Source organism: Telmatospirillum sp. J64-1, assembly GCF_006980715.1.
Taxonomy (GTDB): domain Bacteria; phylum Pseudomonadota; class Alphaproteobacteria; order Rhodospirillales; family Magnetospirillaceae; genus Oleiliquidispirillum; species Oleiliquidispirillum nitrogeniifigens.
In genome coordinates this window covers 307,579-333,924 of sequence record NZ_SBHN01000001.1, presented here as the reverse complement: position 1 = coordinate 333,924, position 26,346 = coordinate 307,579, and the positions used below count along the sequence as shown (strand labels likewise).

At 64.8% G+C, this 26,346-nt stretch carries 24 protein-coding genes; 11 read left to right on the top strand and 13 right to left on the bottom strand.

The features are described from left to right. Window positions 1-7 precede the first annotated feature (7 nt). Window positions 8-2,089 (bottom strand): TRAP transporter fused permease subunit, encoded by a 2,082-nt coding sequence (locus tag EPD66_RS01520; RefSeq protein ID WP_221930833.1) that lies wholly within the window; start codon window positions 2,087-2,089, stop codon window positions 8-10. A gap of 242 nt (window positions 2,090-2,331) precedes the next feature. Here EPD66_RS01520 and EPD66_RS01515 point away from each other — a divergent pair, with 242 nt between their 5' ends. Then, a complete protein-coding gene (locus EPD66_RS01515) occupies window positions 2,332-3,093 on the top strand; it encodes a GntR family transcriptional regulator (RefSeq protein ID WP_185961193.1) in 762 nt (253 codons plus the stop codon). 14 nt (window positions 3,094-3,107) lie between these two features. Here EPD66_RS01515 and EPD66_RS01510 read toward each other — a convergent pair whose 3' ends face one another. Next, window positions 3,108-3,884 carry a helix-turn-helix domain-containing protein gene (locus EPD66_RS01510; RefSeq protein WP_142846670.1) on the bottom strand — a complete coding sequence of 259 codons (777 nt, stop codon included), beginning with the start codon at window positions 3,882-3,884 and terminating at the stop codon, window positions 3,108-3,110. A 79-nt stretch (window positions 3,885-3,963) separates the two neighbouring features. On the opposite strand from EPD66_RS01510, the gene EPD66_RS01505 reads away from it, so the two are divergent. Next, window positions 3,964-4,380, top strand: a complete 417-nt coding sequence (locus EPD66_RS01505) for a nuclear transport factor 2 family protein (RefSeq protein ID WP_142846668.1) — start codon at window positions 3,964-3,966, stop codon at window positions 4,378-4,380. Window positions 4,381-4,390: 10 nt separating this feature from the next. Here EPD66_RS01505 and EPD66_RS01500 read toward each other — a convergent pair whose 3' ends face one another. Together EPD66_RS01500 and EPD66_RS01495 are read right to left on the bottom strand one after the other, a co-directional pair. After that, window positions 4,391-4,885 carry a GNAT family N-acetyltransferase gene (locus tag EPD66_RS01500; protein ID WP_142846667.1) on the bottom strand — a complete coding sequence of 165 codons (495 nt, stop codon included), beginning with the start codon at window positions 4,883-4,885 and terminating at the stop codon, window positions 4,391-4,393. Window positions 4,886-4,909: 24 nt separating this feature from the next. After that, window positions 4,910-5,566 carry a TetR/AcrR family transcriptional regulator gene (locus EPD66_RS01495; protein WP_142846665.1) on the bottom strand — a complete coding sequence of 219 codons (657 nt, stop codon included), beginning with the start codon at window positions 5,564-5,566 and terminating at the stop codon, window positions 4,910-4,912. 194 nt (window positions 5,567-5,760) lie between these two features. Here EPD66_RS01495 and EPD66_RS01490 point away from each other — a divergent pair, with 194 nt between their 5' ends. Further along, window positions 5,761-6,942: an efflux RND transporter periplasmic adaptor subunit gene (locus EPD66_RS01490; RefSeq protein WP_142846662.1), complete on the top strand. Its 1,182-nt coding sequence runs from the start codon at window positions 5,761-5,763 to the stop codon at window positions 6,940-6,942. A gap of 16 nt (window positions 6,943-6,958) precedes the next feature. Then, window positions 6,959-10,108, top strand: a complete 3,150-nt coding sequence (locus EPD66_RS01485) for an efflux RND transporter permease subunit (protein WP_142846660.1) — start codon at window positions 6,959-6,961, stop codon at window positions 10,106-10,108. 54 nt (window positions 10,109-10,162) lie between these two features. Here EPD66_RS01485 and EPD66_RS01480 read toward each other — a convergent pair whose 3' ends face one another. The 3 genes from EPD66_RS01480 to EPD66_RS01470 all read right to left on the bottom strand — a co-directional run bounded on the left by EPD66_RS01480 (window position 10,163) and on the right by EPD66_RS01470 (window position 12,621). Next, window positions 10,163-10,774, bottom strand: coding sequence for a LysE family translocator (locus EPD66_RS01480; RefSeq protein ID WP_142846658.1), 612 nt, complete (start codon window positions 10,772-10,774; stop codon window positions 10,163-10,165). Between the two features lie 81 nt (window positions 10,775-10,855). After that, window positions 10,856-11,662 (bottom strand): AraC family transcriptional regulator, encoded by an 807-nt coding sequence (locus EPD66_RS01475; protein ID WP_142846656.1) that lies wholly within the window; start codon window positions 11,660-11,662, stop codon window positions 10,856-10,858. After that, complete coding sequence (locus tag EPD66_RS01470; RefSeq protein WP_142846654.1) at window positions 11,659-12,621, bottom strand: LysR substrate-binding domain-containing protein; 963 nt, start codon at window positions 12,619-12,621, stop codon at window positions 11,659-11,661. Before EPD66_RS01470 ends, EPD66_RS01475 begins: the two co-directional genes overlap by 4 nt. 132 nt (window positions 12,622-12,753) lie before the next feature. Between EPD66_RS01470 and EPD66_RS01465 the strand changes: the two genes are divergently transcribed. Further along, window positions 12,754-13,311, top strand: coding sequence for an NADPH-dependent FMN reductase (locus EPD66_RS01465; protein ID WP_142846652.1), 558 nt, complete (start codon window positions 12,754-12,756; stop codon window positions 13,309-13,311). A 61-nt stretch (window positions 13,312-13,372) separates the two neighbouring features. Here the strand turns inward: EPD66_RS01465 and EPD66_RS01460 are convergent, their stop codons facing one another. Further along, window positions 13,373-14,176 carry an APH(3'') family aminoglycoside O-phosphotransferase gene (locus EPD66_RS01460; protein WP_255448320.1) on the bottom strand — a complete coding sequence of 268 codons (804 nt, stop codon included), beginning with the start codon at window positions 14,174-14,176 and terminating at the stop codon, window positions 13,373-13,375. Between the two features lie 326 nt (window positions 14,177-14,502). Between EPD66_RS01460 and EPD66_RS01455 the strand changes: the two genes are divergently transcribed. The 4 genes from EPD66_RS01455 to EPD66_RS01440 all read left to right on the top strand — a co-directional run bounded on the left by EPD66_RS01455 (window position 14,503) and on the right by EPD66_RS01440 (window position 18,455). Further along, window positions 14,503-15,573 (top strand): extracellular solute-binding protein, encoded by a 1,071-nt coding sequence (locus EPD66_RS01455; RefSeq protein WP_142846648.1) that lies wholly within the window; start codon window positions 14,503-14,505, stop codon window positions 15,571-15,573. A gap of 110 nt (window positions 15,574-15,683) precedes the next feature. After that, window positions 15,684-16,763, top strand: a complete 1,080-nt coding sequence (locus tag EPD66_RS01450; protein WP_142846646.1) for an ABC transporter ATP-binding protein — start codon at window positions 15,684-15,686, stop codon at window positions 16,761-16,763. A gap of 5 nt (window positions 16,764-16,768) precedes the next feature. Then, on the top strand, window positions 16,769-17,653 hold the full coding sequence (locus tag EPD66_RS01445; protein WP_142846644.1) for an ABC transporter permease: 885 nt from the start codon (window positions 16,769-16,771) through the stop codon (window positions 17,651-17,653). Window positions 17,654-17,663: 10 nt separating this feature from the next. After that, window positions 17,664-18,455 carry an ABC transporter permease gene (locus EPD66_RS01440; protein WP_142846642.1) on the top strand — a complete coding sequence of 264 codons (792 nt, stop codon included), beginning with the start codon at window positions 17,664-17,666 and terminating at the stop codon, window positions 18,453-18,455. A gap of 259 nt (window positions 18,456-18,714) precedes the next feature. Here the strand turns inward: EPD66_RS01440 and EPD66_RS01435 are convergent, their stop codons facing one another. Together EPD66_RS01435 and EPD66_RS01430 are read right to left on the bottom strand one after the other, a co-directional pair. Beyond that, on the bottom strand, window positions 18,715-19,353 hold the full coding sequence (locus tag EPD66_RS01435) for an aspartate/glutamate racemase family protein (RefSeq protein ID WP_142846640.1): 639 nt from the start codon (window positions 19,351-19,353) through the stop codon (window positions 18,715-18,717). After that, window positions 19,353-20,282, bottom strand: a complete 930-nt coding sequence (locus EPD66_RS01430; RefSeq protein WP_221930832.1) for a polysaccharide deacetylase family protein — start codon at window positions 20,280-20,282, stop codon at window positions 19,353-19,355. Before EPD66_RS01430 ends, EPD66_RS01435 begins: the two co-directional genes overlap by 1 nt. Window positions 20,283-20,405: 123 nt before the next feature. Between EPD66_RS01430 and EPD66_RS01425 the strand changes: the two genes are divergently transcribed. Beyond that, on the top strand, window positions 20,406-21,143 hold the full coding sequence (locus EPD66_RS01425; RefSeq protein WP_142846636.1) for a GntR family transcriptional regulator: 738 nt from the start codon (window positions 20,406-20,408) through the stop codon (window positions 21,141-21,143). A 270-nt stretch (window positions 21,144-21,413) separates the two neighbouring features. Continuing rightward, complete coding sequence (locus EPD66_RS01420) at window positions 21,414-22,784, top strand: amidohydrolase family protein (protein ID WP_142846634.1); 1,371 nt, start codon at window positions 21,414-21,416, stop codon at window positions 22,782-22,784. Window positions 22,785-22,797: 13 nt separating this feature from the next. Here EPD66_RS01420 and EPD66_RS01415 read toward each other — a convergent pair whose 3' ends face one another. The 3 genes from EPD66_RS01415 to EPD66_RS01405 are packed head-to-tail and all read right to left on the bottom strand — an operon-like array spanning window position 22,798 to window position 26,272. Beyond that, window positions 22,798-23,574 (bottom strand): DeoR/GlpR family DNA-binding transcription regulator, encoded by a 777-nt coding sequence (locus EPD66_RS01415; RefSeq protein ID WP_255448319.1) that lies wholly within the window; start codon window positions 23,572-23,574, stop codon window positions 22,798-22,800. Then, window positions 23,571-25,268 (bottom strand): ABC transporter permease subunit, encoded by a 1,698-nt coding sequence (locus EPD66_RS01410; protein WP_142846632.1) that lies wholly within the window; start codon window positions 25,266-25,268, stop codon window positions 23,571-23,573. Before EPD66_RS01410 ends, EPD66_RS01415 begins: the two co-directional genes overlap by 4 nt. Next, window positions 25,265-26,272, bottom strand: a complete 1,008-nt coding sequence (locus tag EPD66_RS01405; protein ID WP_142846630.1) for an ABC transporter ATP-binding protein — start codon at window positions 26,270-26,272, stop codon at window positions 25,265-25,267. The genes EPD66_RS01410 and EPD66_RS01405 overlap by 4 nt, the downstream gene beginning before the upstream one ends. Between the last annotated feature and the right edge of the window lie 74 nt (window positions 26,273-26,346).

The window sequence follows — 26,346 nt, the reverse complement described above, 5'->3', positions numbered from 1 at the left end:
CTGCGCTTCAGGCTGCGGCTGCACGCCGCTTGACCTGGAAGCGCCACAGTGCCAGCAGGCCGGCCAGACCCGCACCGAACAGATCGGTGGTCGAGCCGCCCAGGATCAGCAGGCCCGCCGCGATCGCCAGGACGATCCGCGTCGGCCAGCCGATCTCGCCGAACAGCCGACCCTCCCCTGCCATTGCCAGCAGCACCACGCCCGCCGTCGCGGTCAGGAAGATCCGCGTCACCACCAAGGGATCACCGCCGACCAGGATTTCCGGGCTGGAGTAGAAGAGGAAGGGCACAACGAAGGCACCGATGCCGAAGCGCATGGCCTGGAGCGCCGTATCGAAGGGCTTGCTTTCAGCAATGGCCGAGGCGGCAAAGGCGGCGATGGCGACGGGCGGCGTCACGGCCGAGATCACCGCGCAATAGAACACGAACATATGCGCGGGCAGCGGCTCCACCCCCAGCAATTGCAGGGCCGGGGCGACGACCGAGGCGGCGATGGCATAAGCCGCGGTGGTCGGCATGCCCATGCCGAGCAGGATGGAAATGAACATCGCCAAGCCGAAAGCGATGAACTGGCTGTTCCCCGCCACCGAGATCAGCAGCGAAGAGAAGCGTCCGCCCAGGCCGGTCAGGCCCAGCACGCCGACAACGATCCCCGCGCAGGCCATCACCGCGATGAGCTGGAGGCTGCGCTGCGCCGTATCGGCCAAGCCGTCGGCCACGATCCGCGACATCTCGCGCAGGGCGGTGAGCGCCCCGCCGAAGCCGCGCATCCACAGGCCCGCTGCAAGCACGAAGGCTGCACCCAAAAGTGAGGCATAAAGCCCGGCCTGATTGATGGCGAGGCCGCTCAGCGGCAGGAAGATGTACAGCAGCAGCGGCCCGGCGAGCACGACGGAAGGCAGGTTCATCCGCGTCGCCAGCAGGACCAGCAGGGTCGAGGCCACGCCCCAGGTTCCGGCCGCGATGATCGAGTAGCCGGACAAAAGGATGTAGAGCAGCACGATCAGCGGCAGCAGCAGCAGGACGTCGCGGCCCAGCGACTTCAAGGGCGGCAGCTCGGAACGCGGCAGGCCGTGCACGCCATGCCGGATCGCCTGCAAGTCGACGCTCGCGAAGACGGCGATGTAGAACAGCAGGCAGGGCAGGATCGCCGCGACGACGATATCGGAATAGGGAATGCCGGTGATCTCGGCCATGATAAAGGCGCCCGCCCCCATGACCGGTGGCGCCAACTGCCCGCCGGTCGAGGACGTCGCCTCGATCGCCCCGGCCGTCGCGCGCGGATAACCCGCGCGACGCATCATCGGGATCGTGAAGGTGCCCGAGGCCACGACATTGGCGACCGCCGATCCGCTCACCGTCCCGAACAGCAGCCCCGACACCACCGCGACCTTCCCCGGCCCGCCGCGCGTCCAGCCGAACAGCGCCATCGCCAAGCGCATGAAGTATTCGCCCGCCCCGCAGGCTTGCAGGAACACGGCGAAGGCGACGAACAGGATGATATAGCGGGACGAGGCCGCGGCGGTGATGCCGAAGATGCCTTCCTGGCTATAGATGAAGGAGAAGAAATTGCCGAATTCGAAGCCGCTATGGTGCAGGACCCCCGGCAGATACTGACCGACGAAGACATAGGCCACGAAGACGGCGGCGATGATGGGCAGGATCAGCCCGGACACCCGGCGGGCGAACTCGACCACCAGCAAGGTCCCGACCAGGCCGGTCACGACATCGGCCGTCGTCGTGATGACGCCGGTCCGCATGATCAGGGATTCGTATTCGAAGACGATATAGGCGCTGCACCCGATGGCGGCAAAGGCAAGCAGCCAATCCCAGACCGGGATGCGGTCCTTGCGTTCTTTCCGCCATCCCCTCAGCAGGGCGAAGGCGATCACTGCGCCGATATTGACATGCAGGACGCGATAGACCCACTCGTCGATGGCGATGTAATTGAGGATAGCGAGGTGAAAGAGGGAATAGCCGATGCACAGCACGTAGACCATGCGCCCGAGCCACGGGCCCAGGAGGCGCTTATCGCCTTCGTACTCGTATTCCTCTGCCTTTTCGACCGCCGCCTGGTCCACTGCGGGCACAGGCTGCGTCTCCGTCACACTCCCTACACTTCCCCGGTCCGGCATCACGCCCCTCCCTCGGTTAAGCGTCGGCGCTTTTTCCAGCGCCAAGTTGTTCGTACTTTTTAATTGGTACGTACTTTTCACGATCTGTTACGCTTGTCAAGCCCATGCGCTCCTCCTATACCGGGTTGCCAATGATGGAAGACCGTTCCCCGACCGGTGCCGGGCGCATGGCCGGGAGAGCTACAGGAAAACGACTTATGAGCCTGCGTTACCTTGATGTCGCCGAGGTGATCATGGCGGAGATCAAGGCCGGACATGATCCGGTTGGATCCTTTCTGCCCAGTGAATTGATGCTGGCGAAGAAATACGGCGTCAGCCGCTCGACGGTGCGGGCGGCCTTGTCACATCTGCAAGGGCTCGGCATCATCAGCAGGCGGCGCGGTTCCGGCACACGCATCGAAGCCTCCGAACCGGCGCCGATCTACGTGCACAGCATGGTGGCCAGCGGCGACCAGTTGCAGTTCGCCGGGCCGACGCGCCGCGAGGTCCAATTGCTTGAAGATATCGTCGCCGACGAAAGCTTGGCCTGCCGGCTCGACAACCGCCCGGGGCGCCGCTGGCTGCGGATCGGCCAGACACGGCATGTCGAGAACAGCGACGTGCCGGTCTGCTGGACGGATGTCTATGTCGATCACGCCTACAGCGACATCCGTGACAGCATCAAGACCTATCCCGGCTTGGTCTATACCCTGATCGAGGAACGCTACGGCATCGTGATTTCCCGGATCGACCAGAGCCTGCGCGCCGTCGGCCTTCCCGAAGAATATTCGGAAATCCTGCAGGCACCGGCCGATTCCCATGCCTTGGAACTGACCCGGCGCTACCGCAATGCGTCCCTGACATGCGAGCTGATCGCGATCAGCTATCTTCCCTCCGGACGGTATTCCTACGACCTGACCCTCTCGCGGGTCAGCCAGCCTGCCAATATGCAAGGCGTGCGGCAAGCCTCACCCGATTGAAACCGACAGGCCCCCTATGGCTTGGTTTTCGTCCAGTAAAGGGATGGCGTGACGCCGAACACGCGGCGGAAGGCCTGGATGAAGGCGCTGCTGCTTTCATAGCCGAGCAGGAAGGCGGTCTCCGTCACCGAATTCCCCTCCGCAAGCAGGCCCATGGCCGCGATCATCCGCCGTCTCAGCCGCCATTGCCCGACGGACAGGCCCGTTTCCTGGCGGAAAAGCCGTGACAGCGTGCGCCGCGACAGCGCGAATTCCCGCGCCAGTTCCTCCAGGGAACGATGCTCCGCGGGATCGTCCATCAAGGCCTTCGCTATTCTCGCAAGCCGGGCCTCGCGCGGCGACGGCAGGGCCAAAGGCTCCTCCTCCGCCTCGGCCAATTCGTCCAGCAGAACGGCCAGGAGATGCGCCCCGCGTGTTTCCTGGCCCAATTCCGGTAAGCCGACGGCCAATCTTTCCAGCACCGCGCACAGCACCTCCGTCCGCCTGAGGACCGCAGGACGTTCCGGAAGCCCGGCACAAAGGGAAGGCGGAAGATAGAGGCCGCTGACTTCGACCCGGCCATAATGAACCGCGAAATGCTGGTGACCGGGCGGGATCCAGGCGACATATCCCTGCGGCATCGACCATGCCCCCTGCGAGGAATTCACCAGCAGCGCGCCTTTCTTCACCAGGAAGACCTGCCCCTCCCGGTGGGCATGTTCCAGCGTGCGGTGACCGGGGTCATGACGGATCCGCAAGGCGGTGCAGCCATCCAGCATGGGCATGGAATCCTTTTGGCCGGAACGGGACATTTGTTGGCCTTTTCTCGAAAGCGGGCCAAAGGCTCTTCTTCTATCCTGGCCTCAGCGGATTCACCAGGAGATACAGAGGATGAGCCCCTATCCCTTCGCGTCCTTCCAGGACGAGCCCTCCCTGCGGGAAGCCCTCGCGCAGATGTTCCAGAAGATCTTCCGAGATCCCGGCTGCATCGGCGAATTCTTCACCGATGACTACAGGCAGATCACCGACGGCAAGCTCAGCGACCGCGGCACCTTCGAAGCCCATATCCGGCATGTCGCGGCATCGGTTTCGTCCATTCGCTTCACCGTCCTGGATGCCGTCTTGCGCGAAGACGTTCTCGCCGACCGCCATCTTGTCGAGGTGACGCATGTCGACGGACGGGAAAGCCGCCTCGAGGTCTATCTTTTCGGGCGTCTCTTGAACGACCGCCTCGCCCTGGTCCACGAAGTGACGCGCGTGATCGACGGGGATGAGAAACTGCGCGCCCTGGCCACGGCCATTTCTTGAGGAACGGGCCTCAGCCGGTCAGGGACTTGTACATGACGAAGGCATCGACGAAGCCGAGCCGGGGATGACGGAACGCGCCGGGCAGCCTGCCGACGACGTCGAAGCCGTGTTTCTGCCACAGGCGGACGGCGACGTCGTTGGTCGACACCACCAGATTGAACTGCATGGCGCGGAAGCCCTGGGCCACGGCCTCGCGCTGGGAATGCTCGCACATCAGCGAGGCGACGCCTTTGCCCCGCGCCTGCTCGGCGACGACATAGCCGCAATTGCAGACATGGGAGCCAAGGCCCGGCTGGTTCGGTTTGATGTAATAGGTGCCGAGAACCCTGCCCTGTTCATCGGCGGCGACATAAGTGGCCGCCGGATATTCGATCCAGGCCGTATAGGCCTCCTGCTCGGAAATATCGGGGGAGAAGGCATAGGTTTCGCCCGCCCTGAAGACCGGCTGGAGAATGCTCCAGAGGGCGTCCCATTGTCCCTGCTCGAAAGTTTTTATCGCAATCATTCCCACCCTTCCGCGTGACGAGGATCAGGCGACCCCTTCCCGTCTTGCCCGGGCGCCTGTCAGGAAAAGCCTGACGACATAGCGGATATGCGCATTCACGCATTCCCGATCGACCGGCTGATCGGGAATGATCAGGCGCTGAACCAGCAGGTTGCAGACCATCATCCCGGCCAGTCCCTTGGCGGCCTTGTCCGGATCCTCGATCGCCAGTTTCCCCGCTTCGGTCATATGCTTCAGATAGCTCGACAGACGTTTTTCCGTCTTTCGCGGGCCGATATTCAGGAAATTCTCGGCGATATCGGGGATTCGTCCGCCTTCCGAAACAAGCCTGCGGACGATCGCGGCAGAACTCGGGCGGGTCAGGGTCTGGACGAAATGCTGCCCGAAGCGGATCAATCCTTCTTCCGGGTCCTCGGTTTCATTCGGCAGGACTTCCGTTAATTGCGATTGCAGATGACAGCAATGCTCTTCCATCATGGCCCGGAACAGGCCTTCCTTGTCGCCGAATTGTTCATAAAGGGTGGTCCGGGACCCGCCGGCCTGGTCCAGGATTTCCTTCAAGGTGGTCTTCTCGAAGCCCTTTTCCGCGAACAACTTCGCCGCAGCATCGAGCAACGCCCGGCAGCGCGCCCGTCCACGCTGCCCCAGGATGGGGGCTTTCTTCTGTTCTTTATCGATCATTCACAAGCCTCTTGCCGAGCCACCGACACCAGTGTATCGTCTGGTACAGTGTACTGGACGGTACCGTTTATTGCAAACAAGCATTTCCACGTGTCTCGCGACGGAGCGTCGGTTTTCGGTGCCATGGCTGCTGTGATGCTCTCTCGACCGAAAAGAGAAGCAGAGGGGGCCAAGGGCCCCTGACAAGGATCATCATGCGTAAAGCTCATACGTTACTCGCTTTTGCAGCACTTTCCGTTCTCTCTCTTTCCCTTGCCGCCTGCAAGGATCCGGCGGCCCAGGCGAGCAATCCGGCGCCGCAGCAGGCGGTCGAGGTCGGCGTCGTCACGGTGATGCCGCAGAACCTTTCCGTCTCCGCCGAACTGCCCGGCCGCACCGCCGCCTATCGCGTCGCCGAAGTGCGGCCGCAGGTCAGCGGCATCGTGCTCAAGCGCTTCTTCCGCGAAGGCAGCGACGTCAAGGCGGGCGAGCAGCTCTACCAGATCGACCCGGCGATCTATCAGGCAAGCTTCGACAGCGCCAAGGCGGAATTGCAGAAGGCCGAAGCCAATCTCCAGGCGTCGCGCAATAAGGCGAATCGCTACGAGGAACTGATCAAGCGCGGCGTGGTCAGCAAGCAGGACTACGACGACGTGCGCGCCCTCCTCAAGCAGAACGAGGCGGAAGTCGCCGCCGCCAAGGCCGCGCTCGACCTGGCCCGCATCAATCTCGACTACACCAAGGTCTTCGCGCCGATCTCCGGACGCATCGGCAAGTCGACCGTGACGGAAGGCGCGCTGGTTTCCGCCAATCAGGCGACGGCGCTGGCCACCATCCAGCAGCTCGACCCGCTCTATGTGGACGTCACGCAATCGGCGTCGCAGTTGATGGAAATGCGCAAGGACATTGCCTCGGGCCGCATCCGCCCCAACGAGCAGGGCAAGGTTCCCGTCACCCTGTTCCTGCATTCGGGCGGCGAGCCCTATCCCTTGCAGGGCGAGTTGCAATTCTCCGACGTCACCGTCGACCAGAGCACCAGCTCGGTGCAGATGCGCGCCGTCTTCCCCAATCCCAATCTCGAGCTGCTGCCGGGCCTGTTCGTCCGCGCGAAAGTCGATCAGGGCATCGCCGCGGACGCCCTGGTCGTGCCGCAGCCCGCCGTCACCCGTAATGCCGACGGCAGCGCCATGGTCTGGGTGGTCGGCAACGACAACAAGGTGAACATCCGTCCCATCAAGACGGACCGGGCCATCGGCAACAAATGGCTGGTCACGGAAGGCCTCCAGCCGGGCGAGAGGATCGTCGTGGAAGGCCTGCAGAAGATCAGCCCCGGCGCCGAGGTGAAACCCGTCGAGGCCAGTCCGGCCTTGGCCGCCGCAGTGCAGCCGACGCGCTGAGGCAGGATCAACAGACATGGCTAAATTCTTCATCGACCGCCCGGTCTTCGCCTGGGTCATCGCCATCTCGATCATGCTGGCGGGGATCCTGGCGATCCTGGGCCTGCCCGTGGAGCAATATCCAAAGATCGCTCCGCCAGCCGTTTCCATCAGCGCCAGCTATCCCGGCGCCTCGGCGCAGACGCTGGAGGACACGGTCACCCAGGTCATCGAACAGAAAATGACCGGGCTTGACCATTTCCGTTACATGTCCTCAACCAGCGATTCCTCGGGCAACGTCACCATCACGTTGACCTTCGAGCCCGAGGCCGATCCGGACATCGCCCAGGTCCAGGTCCAGAACAAGCTGCAGCTGGCCACCCCCTTGCTGCCGCAGGAAGTGCAGCAGCGCGGTCTGCAGGTGTCCAAGGCTACCAGCGACTTCCTGATGGTGGTGGGCTTCGTGTCCGATGGACGGCTCAGCAACGGCGATATCGCCGACTATGTGGCGTCCAACATCCAGGACATCATCAGCCGCGTCAACGGAGTGGGCGAAGTCACCGTCTTCGGGCCGCAGAACGCCATGCGGATCTGGCTCGATCCGGACAAGCTGAACAGCCATCAGCTCACCGTCCTGGATGTCAGCAACGCCATCGCCGCCGAGAACGCACAGGTCTCGGCCGGTCAATTGGGCGGCGCGCCGGCAGTGCCCGGCCAGCAGTTGAACGCCACGATCACGGCGCAGACGCGCATGCAGACGCCCGAGGAATTCCAGAACATCCTGCTGCGTGTCCATCCCGACGGCGCCCAGGTGCGCCTGCGCGATGTCGCCCGGGTCGAGATCGGTTCCGAGACCTATGAAATCGAGGCGCGCTACAACGGCAATCCCGCCGCCGGCCTGGGGATCAAGCTCGCCACCGGCGCCAATGCCTTGGATACGGCCGAAGCGGTGCGGCAGCGCATCAGCGAACTCGAGCCCTTCTTCCCCGAGGGGCTGGAAGCCATCTATCCCTACGACACCACGCCCTTCGTCTCGCTGTCCATCAAGGCGGTGGTCAAGACCCTGATCGAGGCGATCATCCTCGTCTTCCTGGTCATGTATCTGTTCCTGCAGAACTTCCGGGCGACGCTTATTCCCACGCTGGCGGTGCCGGTCGTGCTGCTGGGAACCTTCGGGGTGCTGGCGGCCTTCGGCTTCTCCATCAACGTGCTGACCATGTTCGGCATGGTGCTGGCGATCGGCCTGCTGGTGGACGACGCCATCGTGGTGGTCGAGAATGTCGAGCGCGTGATGGACGAGGACGGCTTGCCGCCCCGCGAAGCCACGCGCAAATCCATGGGCCAGATCACCGGCGCGCTGATCGGCATCGCGCTCGTGCTGTCGGCGGTCTTCGTGCCCATGGCCTTCTTCGGCGGTTCGGCCGGTGCCATCTACCGCCAGTTCTCCATCACCATCGTTTCGGCCATGGTCCTGTCGGTCGTGGTGGCGATGGTGCTGACCCCGGCCCTTTGCGCGACCATCCTGAAACCCATCCAGAAAGGCCATCACGCCTTCGAGAAGCGCGGCCCCTTCGGCTGGTTCAACCGCGCCTTCGACGCCAGCAGCCGCTCCTACCAGCGGGGCGTCGGCACAGCCGTGTCCCGGCTCGGCCGCTACGGCATCGCCTATCTGCTGATCCTGGGCGGCCTGGGCTATCTGTTCATGCAGATGCCGACCGCCTTCCTGCCCAACGAGGACCGGGGCCAGCTCTTCGTCCTGTGGTCGGCCCCGCCGGGCGCCACCCTCGAACGCACGATGGAAACCAACAAGGCCGTCGAGAAGTATTTCCTTGAAACCGAGAAGGACAATGTCGAGGGCCTGTTCACCATCGCGGGCTTCAGCTTCGCCGGTCGCGGCCAGAATTCCGGCATGGCCTTCGTGCGGCTGAAGGACTGGTCCGTCCGTCAGGAACCGGAACAGAAACCCGCGGCCATCGCGGCGCGGGCCATGGGGGCGCTTTCCCGCATCAAGGATGCGATGGTCTTCACCTTCATGCCGCCTTCCGTTCCCGGCCTGGGCAATGCTACCGGCTTCGACCTGCAATTGCTCGACCGTGGCGGCCTCGGTCACGAGAAGCTGATGGCCGCGCGCAACCAGCTGCTCGGCATGGCGGCACAGAATCCCCTGCTGGTGGGCGTCCGCCCCAACGGGCTGGAGGACACGCCGCAATACCGAGTCGTCGTGGACCGCGAGAAGGCGCAGGCCCTGGGCCTGTCCCTCAACGACATCAACAACACCCTCTCGGCGGCCTGGGGCTCGGCCTATGTCAACGACTTCATCGAGAAGGGCCGCGTGAAGAAGGTCTATCTTCAGGCGGATGCGCCCTTCCGCATGCTGCCCGAGGACATCGACCGCTGGTATGTGCGCAACAATCTTGGCGAGATGGTCCCCTTCTCGGCCTTTACCACGGCGCATTGGACCTTCGGCTCGCCCAAGCTGGAACGCTATAACGGCGCTCCGTCCCTGAACATTCAGGGGGCTCCGGCTCCGGGCGTCAGTTCGGGCGAGGCCATGGCCGCCATGGAAGAGATGATCCGGCAATTGCCGCCGGGGATCGGCTATGAATGGACCGGCCTGTCCTATGAGGAACGGATGACGGGATCACAGGCTCCCATCCTTTACGCCATCTCGATGCTGGTGGTCTTCCTCTCCCTGGCCGCGCTCTACGAAAGCTGGACGGTGCCGGTCTCGGTCATGCTGGTGGTGCCCCTGGGCGTCCTCGGCTCGGTCATCGGCGCCACCATCGCCGGTCTGCCCAGCGACATCTACTTCCAGGTAGCCCTGCTGACGACGATCGGCCTGTCAGCGAAGAACGCCATCCTGATCGTGGAATTCGCGAAGACGCTCTACGAACAGGGGATGGGGCTGAAGGAAGCCGCCATCGAGGCATCCCGCCAGCGCCTGCGTCCGATCATCATGACCTCCCTCGCCTTCACGCTCGGCGTGCTGCCGCTCGTCCTCAGTTCCGGGGCCGGTGCGGAAAGCCAGAACGCCATCGGCATCGGCGTGATGGGCGGCATGATCTCGGCCACGGTCCTGGCCATCTTCTTCGTCCCCGCCTTCTTCGTCGCCGTCTACCGTCTGTTCGGCACGAAGAGAAAGGAAGAGCCGGCACCCGCCGCCATCGAGGCGGCCCCGGCGGAATAACCGCCTGCCTCAAGGCCCGGCCCCTTTCCCAGGGGCCGGGCTTTTCTTATGCCCTCACGGCATCGCGGTCAGAAGACGGAGGGCGAGAAGCAGGAAAGCCAGCGCGAATATTCCCCTCATCCCTGCCATCACTGCGGGCCTAGCCAGGACATGGCGCCGCATCCAGGCCGCTGCCGCGCCGTAGACGGCGAAGACGGCAAAGGTCAGCAGCATGAAGATCAGGCTCAGGACAAGCAGGCTCCCCAAGGGCGACGGCTGTTGCGGATCGACGAATTGAGGCAGGAAGGCGAAAAAGAAAAGAGGCAGTTTGGGATTGAGCAGGTTCAGCAGGATGGCCGAAAGAACCACCTGTCGAACCGAAGACGCCGCACTCCTCTCTTCCATCGCCAGCGGGCCGTGACGGCGGAGGATGCTCCAGGCCATGTAAAGTAGATAGGCCCCGCCCAGAAGCTTGAGCGCCAGGAATGCCCGGGGATTGCTCTGGAGCAGGGCCGCGAGCCCCAGAAGTGCCGCCGCCATATGGGGAAGGATGCCGAGGGTGCAGCCGAAGGCTGCGGCGATGCCGCTGCGCGCGCCCTGGGAAAGCCCGGTGGCGACGGTAAAGATCACGCCCGTGCCTGGCGACACGACCACGATCAAAGACGTGACGAAGTACTCCATGTCCATCCGCCCCTCCGGCAGCCGTGACAGCCCAGGGGGCACTTTGTCGTCCGGGTAAATCCCTCGTCTTGAACGGAATTGCAGCTTCTATGGCCGCATGGCCGCCGCATAGGCTCCAGGGGTCAGGCCATAGGCGCGGGCGAACAGGCGGGTCATGTGACTCTGATCGGCGAAGCCGCTGGCCGCTGCCGCTGCCGCCAGAGGCATGCCGGCAGCAATCAGGCGTCGTGCCATGGCAAGACGCCTTTGCATGAGATAGGCATGCGGCGTCAGGCCGGTGGCCTGCTCGAAGCCGCGCAAGACCTGGAAGCGGCTCAGTCCGCTCGCCGCCGCCAGATCGGCCAGAGTATGGGGCCGCGCCGGATCGTCATCCATTATGGCACGGGCGCGGCTGATCGGCGGCGGAGCCTGCCGCCTGCGGGCCGGGCCCGGTTCCGTCATCACGGCGGCGATCAGGCCGAGCAAGGCACCCTCCCGGGCGAGCGGAGCGTCTGGCCGGAGCAGGCTGGCGAAAAGGGTCCGGAAATGACGAACGGCGGTCCTGTCCTGCAGAACGGGGAGCGGAAATTCCCGTCCCGGATTGGCACCCATCTCGGCCAAGCTGGCGCCAATAAGCTCCGGCTCCAGATAGAGCATCCGCCAAGCGCGGCCCTGGCCGCCGAGAGGATGGCCGTCGTGAACCTCCCCCGGATTGACGGTGATGAGATCTCCCGCAACCGCCTCCACCAAACCCCGGCCGCTGGCCGATGATTGCGCGCCGCGATGGATCAGGCCGATCCCGAACCGGTCATGGGTGTGGCGCGTAAAAGAACGGGCCGTCTCGGCGCAGACCGCTTCGATACCCGACAGCGTCGTGGCCAGGGCGACGACATGATGGGATGCGGAAGGGCTCATGGTTCCCTCGCCTCCGCCCGTTCCGGGGTACCCCAGTCTTCCGCCGACAGAAGCACCTCGTCATGGCGATGCTTGAAGAAAGCAGCCAGGGCGTCGAGGAAGAGCCGCACGGCGGGAACAAGGCCGCGCCGCGAGGGAAAGACGGCATGGACCAACCCTTCCTGCAGCGTCCAACCGCGCAGGACCGGTTCCAGCCTTCCCCTGCGGATATCCTCCCCGACCACGAAGCCCGGCAGTTGCACCAAGCCCAATCCCTCAAGGGCTGCTTGGCGCAGCATCATCATTTCGTCGGTGACGAGGCGCGGCTGGAACGGCGCCTTGAAGACCACGCCCTCGGGATCAGTCAGGCGCCAGACATGTTCTCCACCGGAACGGGACATGTCGAGACCATCGAAACGCTCCAGCTCCTCGGGCCGCCGGGGACGGCCCAGCCGATCGAGCAGATGGGGACTGGCGACCAGGAGCGTGCTGTTCCGCGCCAGCATCTTGATGACGAGATGGCTTTCCTCCAGCGGAGGCTGGCGCACCCGGATGGCGATGTCGAAGCCTTCCTCGATGACGTCCACCCGCCGGTTGGTGGCTTCGAGATGGACACGCGCCTGCGGATGATCGGCGAGGAAACGCGAGACCACGGCGGCCACCGGCCCCCGCGCCAGCATCACCGGACAACTGACCCGCACCGTCCCCCGGGGTTCGGTCTGGGTCCGGTCCACGGCCTCCTGCGCCGCATCGGCCTCCGCGACCAGGGCCTGGCAATGACGGTAGTAAAGCTGCCCGATTTCCGTGACGGAGAAACGGCGCGTCGAGCGTTGCAGCAAACGGACGCCGAGGCGTTCCTCCAACTGGGCGATGCGGCGGCTGAGCTTCGATTTCGGCAGCCCCGTCGCCCGGCTCGCCGCCGCGAATCCGCCATGCTCGACGACCTGCGCGAAGTAATAGAGATCGTTGAGGTCCTGCATCCATCCCTCCGTCACTGTTCCACAAATGGGACAGTGAGACGCAAGATTGCCAGCTTCCGGCCCCTTTGTCCCGGACGTATTTTTGGCCGAGCGTCACGCTCGCCTGAGCTGAAACACGAAGAAGGTAAGAGAATGAACAAGCTGAAGGTCGCCGTCATCGTCGGCAGCAATCGCCGCGAATCCATCAACCGCAAACTTGCGGAAGCAATGGTGCGGCTGGCCGGCAACCGCATCGAGGCCCGTTTCATCCCGATCGACGACCTGCCCATGTACAACCTGGACCTGGAAGCAGACCGTCCGGCGGCGGTGAGGCGCTTCACCGAGGCCGTGGCGGCCAATGGTGCCTTCCTATTCGTCACCCCCGAATTCAACCGCTCCATCCCGGCCGTCCTCAAGAACGCCATCGATTGGGGCTCGAAGCCGATGGACCAGAATGTCTGGAAGGGCAAGGTCGCGGCGATCACCGGCACCTCGCCGGGGGCGATCGGCACCGCTGTCGGCCAGCAGCACCTGCGCCAGATCCTGGGCGTTCTCGGCAGCCTGGTGATGGGCGGCGAAGCCTATATCTCGTTCAAGCCGGACCTCATCGACGGAAATGGCGACATCACCGTCGCCGCGACGCGGGACTTCCTGCAGGCCTATATGGACAATTTCCTGTCGCTCGCCGAGAAGCTGAACCAGCCTTCGTGACGGCGCCGTCCCGGCCGGGGCGTTGCCACGGCCGGGGCCCAAAGCTGCCACTGCGAGAAGGTCACCCCCAAGTCAGCGGGTCGAGCCGAAGATAGAAGACCAGTCGCTCCCGGTCCGGCGCTTCGATCCCGAGCGAATTGAACAGGATAGCGAAAGCTTGGGCTTCTTGTTCCTGCGTCGTCCAGCTTTCACGCGCATTCGCCAGCATCAAGGCCAGATCGACATACGCGTCCGCCGTCCCCAGGCGTCCAAGATCGATCAAGCCGGTGCATTGGAGGCTCTTCGGGTCGACCATGAAATTCGGCATGCAAGCATCGCCGTGACAGACGACTCTATCGACGCCCTCCTGGTCAAGCCGGACCGGCAACTCGCGTTCGACGCGTGCCAGTAATTCACTGGGGGGCGTGCCCTTATCCTCATCAGGCAGGAAGTCGGGGTTCACTGCATTGCGGGCGACCACATCCGCGGCACGTTCGAACATCTGCGACAAGCTGCGCTCGAAGGGGCAATGCCCGGTCGGCAGATCGTGAAGCTTCCCGATCTGCTGTGCCATCGACGGCCAAGCCTTGAGCAAATCCCCTGCCGGCAGGTCGGCCGCCGGCACGCCGGGTATGGCCGTCATCACCAGACAGGCGCCTTCGCCTGTTTCCCCCCATTCGATGATCTCCGGGCAGGCAATCCCACGCCCCTGGAGCCAAGCGAGCCGGTCACGTTCCGCGGCAAGCTCGGCAGCCCGTGCCGTCCGTGCGATCTTCGCATAGGCAAGACCATCGTTGCGCCGATAGACGAAATCGCCCGATTCCCCCCTCCTGACGGGACTCCAGCCGGAACCTCGGCCGTCCAGCAATGCATCGATCCAGTCCAACCTGCGCTCTCCTCCCGCTGGCATGACCTTGAATATCGCAGAAAACGCTACGGCGGAAACGTCATTGCCGCCAGATCCACAGGCTTCAGCCCCAGCCCATTCCCTTGGCACTATGCTCTCGAACCAAAATTATGCATAATTTGTGATCATCGATGTGGCATGATGACGCGCAATTGTTCATTGCGTTGGGGCCCATTTCCGGCGAAATCCCGCAGATAAGGGCATTTTGCATTAAAAATTCAGATTTTACAGCGATCTGTCGGGAGTGGCACGGAGGTTGCGTCAGTATGGGTACTTACTGATGCTCCGGAAAGGGAAAGCCCTCCATGTCCGATACCAAGCTCCTCGAAACCACCTCCCTTCTTCCTGTCAGCCGCCGTTCCTTCCTGCGTGGTGCGGCAGCCGCCGGTGTCGTCGCCGTGACGGGCTTTCCCAATATCGTCCGCGCGGCGACCAAGGAGATCGTGGTCGGCGGCGCCGCCAGCCATGCCGGCTGGATGGAAAGCATCGTCGCTCCCCGTTTCGAACAGGAAACCGGCGTGAAGCTGCTGTTCGAGGGCACGCGCTCGACCGTCAACCTGCAGAAGATGCAGTCCAACAAGGACCGCCCCTACCTGTCCGTCGTGCAGATGGACGACCCGGTCATGATCCAGGCGGTCGAGGAAGACCTGCTGGAAAAGCTGGATCCCGGCAAGATCCCGTCCATGAGCAATCTGCGTGACAGCGCCATCCACATGGACGGCATGTGGGTCAACTATCAGCAGCCCTGGGCGGGCGTCGCCTACAACACCGCCGCCAAGCCGGACGGCGTGGCGTCCTGGAACGCCCTGTGGGATGCCGAGAACAAGGGCCGCGTCATCATCCCGTCCCTGCAGAATACCGAAGGCATGTGGACCCTGCTGATGGCCGCGCATCTGGAAACCGGTAAACCGCTGGGCGAGGCGCAATACGAGATCGACGCCGCCTTCAAGAAGCTGCAGGAATTGAAGCCCAACCTGCTCAGCATCTATACCCAGCTGACCCAGGCCTTCAACCTGACGGCACAGGGCGAGGCGACGCTTCTCGGCGGCAGCTTCTCGGCCTTCATCATGCCGCAGGCGGCCAAGGACGTGCCGGTCAATCTGTCGGCCCCCGCCGAAGGCGTCTTCGCCATGCCGTCTGGCATCTGCAAGGTCAAGAACTGCCCCGCCCCCGACCTGGCCGACGCCTATATCGAGCTGATGCTGGGCGCCTGGCAGGAAGTTCTGGCCGAAGCAACCTATTCCCTTCCCACCAACACCACTGCCTCCAGGCCGGCCGGCATGCCGGATGTCGCGCCCTTCGCGCCCGACTGGAAATTCGTTTCCGAGAACCGTGCCGCCTGGATCGACCGCTGGGACCGCGAAATGGGGGTCTAAGGCCCGCCATTCCGCAAGCGTGACCGATGCTCCGGCATCGGGGGTGCCGGCCGGGCCCGTCCCGGCCGGCGGCCTTCCCAGGGGTGCAGGAGAAAGAGAGAGCTCCAGCGATGAATTCCGATTACCTCACCGTCACGAACATGACCAAGCGCTTCGGCGCGACGACGGTCCTCGACAATCTTGACTTCCGTGTCGCACCAGCCGAGTTCGTGTCGCTGCTCGGCCCCTCCGGATGCGGCAAGACGACCCTTCTGCGACTCATCTCGGGCCTCATGAAGGCCGATGGCGGGGAAATCCGCATCGATGGGGAAGACCTGACCCGGCTGCCGGCCTATAAGCGCAATATCGGCGTCGTGTTCCAGAGCTACGCCCTGTTTCCCCATCTGACCGTTGCCGAGAACGTGGCCTTCGGCCTCAAGACCCGCCGCGCTTCCGCCGCCGAGATCAAGCAGACGGTCGAGGAAAGCCTGGAGATGGTGCAACTAGCCGAGCATCGAGACCGTCCGATCACCGCCCTGTCGGGCGGGCAGCAGCAGCGCGTCGCCGTGGCCCGCGCCCTGGCCGTACGTCCCCGGCTGCTGCTGCTCGACGAGCCCTTCAGCGCGCTGGACCGCAAACTGCGCGAGCGCATGCAGATCGACCTGCGCAAGCTACTGCGCCGCCTGAACATCACCGCCATCTTCGTGACCCACGACCAGGACGAAGCGCTGGTCATGTCGGACCGCATCGCCGTGATGAATCATGGCCGCATCGAGCAATTCGCCGATCCCGCCAGCATCTATCAGAAGCCCGCCACCGCCTTCACCCTGGATTTCGTCGGCCAGTCCACGCGTCTGGCCGGTATCGTGGTCTCGTCCCATAACGGCCTGGCGGAGGTCGACACCGCCGCCGGGCGGGTGCGGGCGCGCGCCAATTACGTTCGGGGGTCCCGCGTCATCATCGGCATCCGCCCGGAAAACGTCCGCGTCGGGGAAACGGTGGCCGATCCGGACGACAACGCCATCAGCGTGCATCTCAGCGACATCGTCTATCTGGGGGCCAAGGCGCATCTGCTGGCGGCCAGCGAGTCCTCCGACCGCCTGATGGCCGAGGTGCCCCCCGCCGTCGCCGCCGCCCATGCGCCGGGACAAGACGTCACCTTCTCCTGGACGCTGGACGACACCCTGATCTTCCCGGTCACGGAGGACTGAACCCGATGGCAAGCACCACAGTCATTCAGGCCGGCGCGGCCCCTGCCCGCCCGGCAGCCCGGCGCCCGCCCCCGGAACGGTCCGCCGCCCTGGTCATCCCGGCCTCGGCCTTCATGCTGTTCGCCTATGCGATTCCCCTGCTGCTGTTGCTGATCGCAAGCGTCAGGACGCCGGGGGGCATCAGCATCATGCCCTTCGTCGATTTCCTGTCCGACCCCTTCAACTGGAGCATCATCTGGAACACCCTGCGCATCGCCCTGATAACCACGGCGGTGGCGCTGATCCTGGGCTATCCGATGGCCTTCGCACTCAACAGCGCCAAGGGCTGGGTGCTGGGCCTGCTTCTCATCTCGCTGATCCTGCCCCTTTCGGTGGGCGTGGTGATTAAGGCCTTCAGCTGGCAGATCCTGCTCAGCAGCAACGGTATCGTGAACCTGACCCTTCAGGCCCTGCACATCACGGATGGCCCCATCCGCCTGATCTTCACCGAGACCGGGCTGGTCCTGGGGGCAGTCAACGTCTTCCTGCCCTTCATGGTGCTGCCCATCTATTCGGTCATCCGGCTGATCGACCGCGACCTGACCTCCGCCGCCGCCTGTCTGGGGGCCGGGCCGCTGACCCAGTTCCTGCGCGTCACCCTGCCCCTGTCCATGCCGGGCGTGGTGGTCGGCGTGGCCTTCGTCTTCTCCATGTCCGTGGCGATGTATGTCATTCCCGGCCTGCTGATGGGCGACCGTTTCCAGACCCTCGCACAGGTCATCGGCCGGTCCTACCTGCTGCTGCGCAATGAAAGCCTGGGCTCCACCGTCTCGGTCATCCTGCTTCTGATCGCCGTAAGCGTGGTGGTGGCCAGCGACCGGCTCGTCCGCCGCCTGCGGACCGTCCAGTAAGGAACCCGCCATGGAACGCTTCTTCGCCTTTCTCAAGTGGACGATCGGCCTGGCGGCGGCGATCTATCTGATGGCCCCGCTGGTGGTGATCGTCCTGGTCTCCTTCTCCTCTTCCTCCTTCTTCGCCCTGCCGCCGCCGGAATGGTCCTTCCGCTGGTATGAGCGCGCCTGGGGGCTGCGCGGCCTGTGGGACGCCCTGGCCCTGTCGGTGCAGATCGCCGCCATCTCCACCGCCCTGTCCCTGGTGCTGGGCACGCTCTGCGCGCTGGGGCTGGTGCGCGGCCATCTGCCGGGCCGCGACGCCATCGCCAATTTCATGGTCTCGCCGCTGATGATGCCGGGCCTGGTGCTGGGGGTGGCGATGCTTCAGTTCCTGCGCGACGTCGGCTTGCGCGATGCCTGGTGGAGCCTGCTGATCGCCCATGTGGTCATCACCATGCCCTTCGTCGTGCGCACGCTGATGGCCAGCCTCTCGGCCTTCAACTTCTCGCTGCTGGATGCCGCCCAGACCCTGGGCATGTCCTTTCCGCGGGCGGTGGTGTCGGTGATGATCCCGGTCCTGGCGCCGGCCTTCCTGACCTCGGGCCTGTTCGCCTTCCTGGCGTCGATGGACAATTACCCGATCTCGATGTTCCTCACCGATGCCCGGAACAAGACCCTGCCGATCCAGATGCTGCAATATATCGAGGAATCACCCGATCCCACGATCGCGGCCATCTCCAGCGGCCTGATCCTGCTGGCGATCATCGTCCTGGTCGTCACCAGCAAGGCCGTCGGCCTGCGCCGCATGGTCGATATGTGACGCCGGCAGAGAGTATGTGAAACCAGGCCCTGGCCACATCGGCCAGGGCCCAACTTGCTGACAGAATCTCTATCGTTAGAGCCCGTCACCCCCGCGAAAGCGGGGGGCCATTATTGGGGGCTCATGGAGATGTAAGCCGCCAGATATGGGTGCTGCGTCTCCATGGACTCCCGCTTCCGCGGGAGTGACGAGAGGAAAAGGATGTGTCGGCAGTCTAGGCCCTGGCCACATCGGCCAGGGCCTTTGCTTTTGGCGGGAATCAAATGCTCTCGGCCAGACGGACCGCCGCCTCGATCGGGTCGATGACGGGCAGGCCGAGGGACTTTTCCACCGCCGCACCCATCCCGGCCAGGACGGAGCCGCCGAGGATGAGGCAATCGGCACCATCTTCGTCCCGGCACAGCCGCGCCACATCCTGGACGAGAGCTAGGGCGCGCTCGGGATCGGCGAACAGCTCGGCCCCCGTCGCCGGCAAGGCGCGCACACGGGCAAGGCTGTCCGCGAAGCCCATGTCGCGGCTGAAATTTTCCAGCAGCCCGACCCAGGCCTGGCCGCCGGTGACGATGCCGCAGCGCCATCCCTTCGCCCGCGCGGCGCGGAAGGAGGCCTCGGCCAAGCCGATCACCGGACAGGGAGAAACCTCGCGGGAGGCGCGCAGGCCTGGATCGCCGAAGCAGCTGAGGGCGACGACATCCACCGTGCCGCCATGGCGCCGCACCATTCCGGGCATCAAGGAGGAGGCCAGGGCATATTCACCCTCGCCCGTCACCACGGGCGGCCCCTTTTCGGTGGTCAGGGCGGCGATTTCCGTGCCCGGAGAGGCATGCCGCCTTGCCTGCTCGGCGATGAATTCCGTCATTGCGGCGGAAGAATTGGGATTGAGCATGAGCAGGCGCATCAGGCGCTGAGCTCCATCTGCCTTTCGGGCGGGCAGGCCTGCAGCCAGAAGCGGGCGATATCCGCGCGCCGTGCGAACCAGAAACCGCCCTTGTCGCGCAGATGCCGCAACACCGCTTCCAGCCCCGCCATGCGTCCAGGGCGGCCGATCATGCGCAGATGCAGGCCGATGGACAGCATCTTGGGCGTCTCGGCCCCCTCGCGCCACAGCCAGTCGGCGGCGTCATTCACATAATTGGCGAAATCCGCCGCCGAGGTGAAACGCTGGTTGCCCTGGTGGAAATGCATGTCGTTCGTGTCGAAGCTGTAAGGCAACACCAGATGGGGCCGTCCCTGGCTCCTGTCGTAATAGGGCAGGTCGTCGTTATAGGCGTCGCTGTCGTAGAGAAAGCCGCCATGTTCCAGCAACAGGCGCCGCGTATTGGCCGACGGGGCCGAACGGGTGTGCCAGCCGACCGGGCGGGTGCCGGTCAGTTGCGTGAGGGTCGAGACGGTACGGGCGATGACGCGGCGTTCCTCTTCCTCCTCCATCAAGGCATGGCTTTCCCAGCGCCAGCCATGGCAGGAGATTTCATGGCCGCGCCGGGCGGCGTCCTGGACCAGCCAGGGCGAACGCTCCGCCGCCCGCCCGCAGGTGCTGAAGGTTGCCGGGACGCCGTATTCCCCGAGCAGCGCGGCGATACGGCCATAGCCGGCGCGGGTGCCGTATTCGAAATGGGATTCCATGCAGGGGTCGTGACGGTCGCGCACCAGATCGGCCACCTCGTAGACGGCTTCGTTGCGCTCGTCGCCGTCGGCGATGGAGAGTTCCGCGCCTTCCTCGAAATTCACCACCACCGAAACCGCCACGCGCGCCTTTCCGGGCCAGGAAAAATCGAGGGTCTGGCCGGCATGGCCGCGAAAGTCACGTCTGTCTGATTGTCCCGTCACTCTGTTCTCCGTAGAAAAGAAAAGCTCGCCTTCAGCCGCCGGTGTTGCTTCGGACGGCCGATTGCGGCACATGAAAAAACCTTGCCCGCCAAATTTCCGGCGGGCGGCGTGAAAGGAGAGGCCGTGTTGCGGAAGCCGGACGACATCAACATGCAGGAGAAACCCGCCTCTCCGCGCCGCCCCCGTGCCGCCGCCATCGAAAGCAAGATCTACGACGCCATCTGGTCGGCCATCGCCTCGGGCCGCCTGCTGCCCGGCACGCCACTGCGCCAGGCCGAACTGGCCGAGATCTTCGGCGTCAGCCATGAACGCATCCGCAAGGTCCTGCACAAGCTCGGCCACGAGCGGAAACTGACCTTGGAGCCCAATCGCGGCGCCTTCGTCCCCGAACTGAGCCTCGCGGAAATCGGTGCCGTCTATCAGGCCCGCCGCGTGCTCGAAACCGGCATCGTCGCCGAACTGGCGCAGAAGATGACGCCCGAGGCCAAGGCCGCAATCCGCGACCATATCGCCAAGCAAGAAGCCGCCGAGGCCCAGGGCGACCGCCCGGCCGCCATCCGGCTGGCCGGCGACTTCCACCTGCTGCTGGCGCGCCTGCTGGGCAATCCGGAAGTCGAGGCGATCCTGCAATCGCTGATCACCCGCACCTCGGTCATGGTCCATATCTACCAGCCGGTCTGGCGCCATGGCTGCGAGGTGGGCGAACACCGGGCGCTGTGCGAAGCCCTGTGCGCAGGGGACACCGCCGAAGCCATCCGCCTGGCGACGCAACATCTGAGCGCCGTGGAAAGCCGGCTGGAGGTCCAGACCAGCGTCTCCCGCAAGATCGACCTGCGCGCCATTCTCGGCCAGGATTCCTGAATTCCCTTCCACTGCTCAACTCCTCCGCAAGGGCAGCCTTGTGTTCTGCATCCCCCATGCCAGACTGACGAGCGGCCTTTTCCCGGCGGGATCTCTCGTACGATCCTCCCTCTGCCGAAAAGCTGTGCACAAAATGAAAATAAATTATGCATAATCTGTAAGGCGGGTGGAAGGTCTGACGGCGAAAGCCGCAGGGTGCGGCCCTTTGTCCGGTTGGCATTCCCCTTGCTGAAGACGTCCCATCCCTGTTTCGAGGAAAGGTGGTGAGACGTGACCCAGCCGATGCCCCAGCCATGCAGGCTTATGATCCGCAATGCGGTGATCCTGACGATGGACGAAGACGATGCCGTGATCGGCGGCGGGGCGGTGGCCATCGGCAAGGACCGCATCCTCGCCGTCGGGCCGCAGGAGGAGATCGCCGCCACTTATGACGCGGCCGAGGTGATCGATGCCGGTGGCGCCCTCCTGCTGCCGGGGCTGGTCAACACCCACAACCATTCGCCCCTGATGGCCGTGCGCGGCATGATCGAAGATCTGGGCTTCGCGCCGGCCTATACGCCGGGTATCCCCCAGACCGCCAGCGTCAGCGACGAGGAAATGCTGGCCCTGGCGCGGCTGGGGCAATACGAGATGCTGCGCGCCGGCGCCACCTCGGTGGTGGATTTCTACCGCCGCCCCGCCGTCCTGGCCCAGGCGGCCGAGGAGATCGGTCTGCGCGCCATCATCGGCGGGCGCATCATGGATGCCGATCCCCAGGCCCTGGCCGAGGGGCGCTGGGCCTATGACCGTGCCCTGGGGGAGAAGCTGCTGGCCGAGAACCTGGAGGCGATCGAACGCTTCGACGGCGCCGCCGGGGGGCGCATCCGCTGCGGCCTCGCCCCCCATGCCGCCGACACCTGCTCGCTCGGCCTACTGCGCCTCGTCGCCGCCGAGGCCGCGCGCCGGGGCGGCCCGGTGCATACCCATCTGGCGCAAAGCCGCAAGGAGATCGACTGCGTCCGGGCCCGCGACGGCCTGCGCCCGGTCGAGGTCTTCGCCGAAGCCGGGCTGCTCGACAGCCGCCTGATCGCTGCCCATTGCGTCTTTCTCGATGACGACTCGATCCGCCTCGCCGGGCAGGCCGGGATGGTTGTCGCCCATGCCCCTATCGGCAATGTGACCAGCGGCATGGTCGCCCCCATCCTGGCCCTCGAAGAGGCGGGCGCCACGATCACCCTGGCCGGCGACACCATGACCGCCGATCTGTTCGAATCGATGCGCATGGCCTCGGCCCTGGCGCGGATCCAAGGGGCGCAATTCCAGCCCGACGCCAGACGCCTGCTGCGCTGGGCCACCACCAATGGCGCCAAGGCCATGGGGCTGGCGGGTGAGATCGGCGCGGTGGCGCCGGGCCGCAAGGCCGACCTGATCCTGCTCGATCCCCGCCAGCCCTGCCTGGCGCCCGTCATCGACGGCCACGGCATCGTCGTCCGCAGCGCCTCGGCCCTTGCCGTCGACACCGTGCTGATCGACGGCGAGATCCGTCTGCGCCACGGCAGGCCGGTCGGTTTCGACGGCGATGCCATCGTCGCCGAAGGCCAGAAGGTGGCCGAACGGATGTGGGCCGCCAGCGGACGCAAGCCGGTCACTCGGGGGGCGTAACTCTTCCGCCGGCTTAGGCGAGGATGATCTCGTTCACGCTGTCCTTCAGCGCCTGAAAGCCTTTCGCCTCTACCGCCCCGCCATCGGTGATCAGGCAATGGATGCTGTCCGTGGCGCAATAGCTGACCCGGCTGACCAGGCCCAGCTTGGAATGATCGGCCAGGATGACCGTCCGTTCCGCGCTTTCCGCCATGGCGCGTGCGACCTCGGCCTCGTCCAGATGGTAATCGGTGGCACCGTATCGGGCATCGAGTCCCACGGGCGAGAGCAGGGCCATCGTCGCGCGATAGCGGCGGATTTCGGCGATGGCCGTAGCTCCGAAAGTGGCCGTGACGTCGGTGCCCATCCGCCCGCCGATCAGGATCGCGGTGTTGGAGCGTTGCCGGCTGGGCGGTTCGGACAGCTTCATGGCGACATCGACCGAATTGGTGATGACCGTCAGGCCGCTCAATCCGGCCAGTTCCTCCGCCAGGATGGCGGTCGTGCTGCCGGCATCCAGGAAAAGCGTCTGCCCGGCGGCGACGAGCCGTGTCGCCGCCCTGGCAATGGCGCGCTTTTCCTTGACGCGGACGCTGGCGCGGATGGCGATGGGAGGTTCGGCATCCTCCTGCAGGCGGATGGCACCACCATGCACCCGCTTGAGGTCGCCCAGCGCTTCCAGCTCGACCAGATCGCGCCGGACGGTCTCGCGCGAGACCCCCAGTTCGGCGGCGAGACGGTCCGTGCTGACCTGGTTGAATGAAGCCAGTAACGACAGAATCCGCTGATGCCGTTCAGCCTGCCACATCATGCCCCCGCTTTCTTCCGGCCGAGATAGGTCATGGCGACGCGCATCAACAGCATCGCCAGGGCCACGGTGATCATGATGCAGGTCGAGAAAGCCGCAGCCTGCAAGGTGAAGCCGGCCTCGTCAAGACGCATGACCGTGACCGATGCCGGCATCACCTGCGGCGTGAACAGGAAGATCACGGCCGACAGCGTCACCATCGAACGCATGAACAGGAAGAAGAAGACCGAAACGGTGGTCGCCGTGAGGAAGGGCAGGATGGCATCGCGCAGCACGCAGCGCAGCCCGCCGCCCAGGCAGGTCACGCTTTCCTCCAAAGCCGGCGGGACCGAGCGCATGCCGGTGACCATCGTCAGGAAACCCTGGGAATGGTAGTGATAGAAATTGCACAAAGCGATGATCACCGTGGTGCCGTAGAGCAGGCCGAGGACGGAATCGCTGACGTTGAACGCCAGCACATAGGCCAGCCCCAGCACCAGGCCCGGCACGCCGACCGGCAGGATGGCACCGAAATACAGCAGCCGCGCCAGGGCCGGCGGCAGGCGCTTCTGCGCGAAGGCCATCAGGAACAGCAGAACGACGCCGAAGCCCGCCGCCATCAGGGAAATCAGCAGCGATGTCCAAAGCGGAGTATAGCCGCCGCTCAGCGTGATGACGTAATTGCGCAGGGTGAATTCCATGCGGTAAGGCCACAGGAACATGAAGCTGGCCAGCACCACCGTCGCCACGACGACGATCATGCACAGGCTGATGGCGAAGACGGCCATGCCCAGCGGTAGGTCGCGGGCCGGCAGCCAGCTCGGCTGGACGGGAATGGCGCTTTCCGACCCGCCCCCGAACTGGCGCTGCGAGGCGACACGCTGGATGTAGACCGCCACCAGCGTGGGGATCAGCAGCAGGATGCCGACCACGGCGCCCATGCCGAAATTCATCTGCCCGACCACCTGGCGATAGATCTCGGTCGCCAGAACTCGGTAATCGCCCCCGATCACGGCGGCATTGCCGAAATCCGTGATGGTGACGGTGAAGACGACGAAGCCGGCGCTGAGCATGCCGAATTTCGCATTGGGCAGGGTGATGTCGCGGAATTGCTGCCAGTGCGACGCGCCCATGACTTCGGCCGCGTCGTAATAGCGCGCATCCGAATGGCGCAGCGAGGCCTCGATGATCAGCACCGCCTGCGGCAGGCCATAGAGTACATTGGCGATCAGCAGCCCGACGGGGCCGTAGATGTCGATGGTCCAGCCGGTCCACTGCGATACGACGCCGTTGCGTCCCAGCAGGAAGATGAGCCCCAGGGCCTGGACCAGCGAGGGGGCCAGCAAAGGCAGGGCCAGCGAAGCCCGCACCAATCCCTTGCCGGAGATGGAGGAACGTTGCAGCGCATAGGCCAGGATGAAGCCCAGCACGACGCAGACGGCGGTCGTCAGGGCGCTGATCCACAGGCTGTTGATCGTGGCCGTGCGGATGCCCGGGGAAGCCAGGACGGAGGCGTAATTGCCCAGACCGATGCTGCCGTCCAGCCCGACCAGGCTGCGCCAGGCGACCAGCCCCAGCGGATAGAGGAAGAACAGCGACAGGCCGAGCACCGGCACGACCAGCGAGACCGCCAGCAGCAGCCGGTCGGCGGAGGCCATCTTGGGCTTATGGCCGCTTTTTCCGGCAAATCCGGCTGCCGGGGCCATTGCCGTGCTCATGCCCGCACCCAGGCGCCGGCCGAGGGCGTGACCGATAGGGAAACGCTCTCGCCCACCTCGGGGGCACCGAAACCGTTATATTCCGCCACCAATTCCCGTCCCTTCCACTGAACGTTCAGGCGCGTCAGGTTGCCGAGGAAATTCACCTCTGTCACGCGCCCCTCCCCTGCCCCGTCCGCCGTGACCTTGATGTCTTCGGGGCGCAGGCAGAGTTCGCGTGCCTTGGTATCGCCCTCGGGACATTGCCCGGCCAGTTCGGGCAGGACGTCGCGCACCCAATCGGCGGGCAGCAGATTGCTGATGCCGACGAAATCGGCGACGAAGCGCGTGCGCGGGCGTGCATAGATTTCCTGCGGCGTGCCGATCTGCTCGATCCTGCCGTGATTCATGCACACCACCTTGTCGGCCAGGGTCAACGCCTCTTCCTGGTCGTGGGTGACCATGATTGTCGGAATTCCCAAGCGGCGTTGGACTTGGCGGATTTCGCTGCGCATGGCGACGCGCACCCGGGCATCCAGGGCCGACAAGGGTTCGTCGAGCAGCAGCAGCGAGGGATCGACAGCCAGGGCGCGGGCGATCGCCACGCGCTGCTGCTGACCGCCGGACAATTGATGGGGATAACGCTCGGCCAGATGCGGCAGCTTGATCAATTCCAGCAGTTCGGCCACCCGCGCGGCGATGCGCGCGGCCGGTTCCTTGCGCACCCGCAGGCCGTAGCCGACATTCTCGGCCACCGTCATGTTCGGGAACAGGGAATAGGACTGGAAGACGATGCCGAAGCCCCGTTCCTTGGCCGGCAGCGTCGCCAGATCCTTTTCCCCCAATGTCAGCATGCCGCCGTCGAAGGGCAGCAATCCGGCGATGATCCGCAGCAAGGTGGTCTTGCCGCACCCGCTCGGCCCCAAAAGACAGACGAAGTCACGGGGCCCGACATCCAAGGTGATGCGGTCCAGGGCGACGAAATCGTCGAAGGTCTTGTACAGATTCTTGATGCTGAGATGCATGGGGCCCTGCCTGTCGGTGCGGATGGCCGGGGCGGCCGGAAATCGCTGTCATGCGACATCCGGCCGCCCGCCGG